Raw genomic sequence first — 2537 nt, forward strand, 5'->3', positions numbered from 1 at the left:
CGGGAGAGGTGGGCGCAGGCTCCGCCGCTCTGAGACTTGCAGACCGGGCGCGAGGCACGCCCTCTCCCGGACGGGAGAGGTGGGGTGCTGCGGAGTGCCGCTCAGTAGGGGCGGTGGCCCGGGCGGCCGCCGTAGCGGCGGCGCAGGTACTGGATGACCTTGGGGAGAAGGAAGGCGAGGAGGATCTTGCGCATGGTGCCTCTCGGTCTGGTTGCACGGGCCGGGCGGCCCGGCGCTCGCCGAGAGAATGCCGCCGCGCCCCGCGGCGTTCCGCGTCCTCACAGCTCGAGGGCGAGCGTCACCGGCACGTGGTCGGAGGGGCGCTCCCAGCCGCGGGCGTGGCGCGCCACCGTGACGCTGCGCACCGTGCCGGCGAGGTCGGGCGAGACCCAGGCGTGGTCGAGCCGCCGGCCCTTGTCGGCGGCCGCCCAGTCGGGGGAGCGGTAGCTCCACCACGTGTAGATCTTCTCGGGCTCCGGGGTCAGCAGCCGGGCCGCGTCGATCCAGCCGGCCTCGCCCCGCAGAGTCTCCAGCCGCTCGGTCTCGCCGGGCGTGTGGCTCACCACGTCGAGGAGCTGCTTGTGGGACCAGACGTCGTGCTCCAGCGGCGCCACGTTGAGGTCGCCGACGAGGATCGCCGGGCCCTTCACCCGCCGCCCGCCCCAGGCGCGCAGGTCGTCCAGATAGGCGATCTTGTGCGCGAATTTGGGGTTCAGGCCGACATCGGGCACGTCGCCGCCCGCCGGCACGTAGAAATCGTGCAGCACGATCCCGGCCGCCGGGCCCGCCTCGGGGCCCAGGGCCGCCGAGATGTGGCGCGCGTCCGCCCGCTCGCAGAAGCTCATCACCTCCCGCGTCACGAGCGGGAAGCGGGACAGGATGGCGACGCCGTTGTAGCCCTTCTGGCCCGCGAACACGACGTTCTCGTAGCCCGAGCCCGTCAGCGCCTTCAGGGGGAAGGCGTCGTCCGGGCACTTCGTCTCCTGCAGGCAGAGCACGTCCGGCCGCTCCTCCGCGAGGAAGCGCAGGACGAGGTCGATGCGCAGGCGCACCGAGTTGATGTTCCAGGTGGAGACGGTCAGGCGCACAGGGGTCAGGCTCTCGGGCGGCGCTCAGTGCTGCTGCTGGATCTGCTGCTGCATCGCCCGGTCCTCGCTGCGACCGTAGTTGATGAAGAACATCGCGGCGTCGACGGTCTTGCCGCGCTGCAGGTTCGCGAGCTGGACCGTGGTCAGGTAGCCCTGCGGATCGGTGATCCGCCACTGGCTGAGCGTCCGCATCTCGGCGTCGAAGAAGAGCTGGATCTTCGAGGTGCCGCCGAGCGTCGAGCGGTCCTCGAGGCTGATGCGCACGCCGCCCGGGTCGTTCGAGACGTCCGTGACGGAGAGGTCGCGGGCGAGATCGATCTTCTCGCGCAGCAGGAATTTCAGGGGCGTCTGCGCGATGAAGTAGAGGTCCTGCGTCGAGAGCTTGCGGTCGCGCACGGCCACCGAGGTGCCGTCGGCGACGACCTGGAGCGGCGAGGGCTCGTCGTAGTCGAAGCGCAGCCGGCCGGGCTTGGCCACCGTCAGCTTGCCGCCGATCCGGCGCCCGTCCGCGCCGATCTGCACGAAGGTTCCGGTGAGCGTCGTCATCCCGTTGAAGTAGCCGTTGGCCTGGGCGAGGATCGTGGCCGGGTCGGCATCCGCGAAGGTGGCCGCGGCGGCGGTGGGCGCGCCGACGGCGGCGACCTTGGCCTCGGCGGGCTTCTCGGACGCCTTGGCCCCCGCCTTCGCGCTGCCGGTCTTCTCGCTCCCCGGCTTCTCGGCGGCCTTCTCCTTCCCGTCCTTCTCCTTCCCGTCCCTCTCCTTGGCGGCCTGCGGCTTCGGCGCGGGCTTCGGCTTGGCCGCGGGCGGGGCGGCCTGGGGCGCGGGCTCGGGCGCCGGCTGCTCCTTGCGGCCGAACAGGTTGTCGAGGAAGGAGGAGACCTGCGCCGCCGCGGGCCGGGGCTCGGCGAGCATGCCCGCGAGGACGAGCAGAGAACCGGCGAGCAGGCTGTGGCGGCGGCCGATCATCGGGGGCGTCTCCGGGGGCAGGGTCAGGCGTCGGGGCGGGCGAGGGGCGTTAGGCCCGAACCCTGTGGCGAATATGCGACGCCGGCCGCGAAGGGCCGGCGCCGGCGTCTCGGGTGTGGGCGTCAGTCGTCGTCGTACATCACGCCGGCGGCGGCGTGGTGCCCGCCCTCGACCAGGATCTCGCGCTTGCCGGCGTGGTTGGCCGGGCCGACGATGCCCTCGATCTCCATCCGCTCCATGATGGAGGCGGCGCGGTTGTAGCCGATCTGCAGGCGGCGCTGGATGTAGCTGGTGGAGGCCTTCTTGTCCCGCAGCACCACCTGGATCGCCTGCTCGTAGAGGTCGCCGCCGGCCTCGCCGCCGCCCGAGGCCACGAAGCTGCCGACGTCGAACACCGCGACGTCCGCCTCCTCCTCCGCCGGCTCGGCGCGCTCGGCCTTGTCGGCCTTCGAGCCGCGGGCGGGCTTCTCGGCCTCTCCCGAC

At 72.4% G+C, this 2537-nt stretch carries 3 protein-coding genes; all 3 read right to left on the reverse strand.

Annotated features, from left to right (window positions below; translation table 11 throughout):
- Window positions 1-278: 278 nt before the first annotated feature.
- Window positions 279-1088 (reverse strand): exodeoxyribonuclease III, encoded by an 810-nt coding sequence (locus MOX02_RS23955; RefSeq protein ID WP_147028341.1) that lies wholly within the window; start codon window positions 1086-1088, stop codon window positions 279-281.
- Between the two features lie 24 nt (window positions 1089-1112).
- Window positions 1113-2054 (reverse strand): outer-membrane lipoprotein carrier protein LolA, encoded by a 942-nt coding sequence (locus MOX02_RS23960; protein ID WP_147028342.1) that lies wholly within the window; start codon window positions 2052-2054, stop codon window positions 1113-1115.
- A gap of 122 nt (window positions 2055-2176) precedes the next feature.
- A partial coding sequence (locus MOX02_RS23965; protein WP_280525353.1) for a DNA translocase FtsK occupies window positions 2177-2537 on the reverse strand: 361 nt, incomplete at its 5' end.

Source organism: Methylobacterium oxalidis (genome assembly GCF_007992195.1).
GTDB lineage: Bacteria > Pseudomonadota > Alphaproteobacteria > Rhizobiales > Beijerinckiaceae > Methylobacterium > Methylobacterium oxalidis.

Bases quoted from the DNA above. Each gene is read 5' to 3' on its own strand.
- MOX02_RS23960 (WP_147028342.1), bottom strand. From the start codon at position 2,054: ATGATCGGCCGCCGCCACAGCCTGCTCGCCGGTTCTCTGCTCGTCCTC.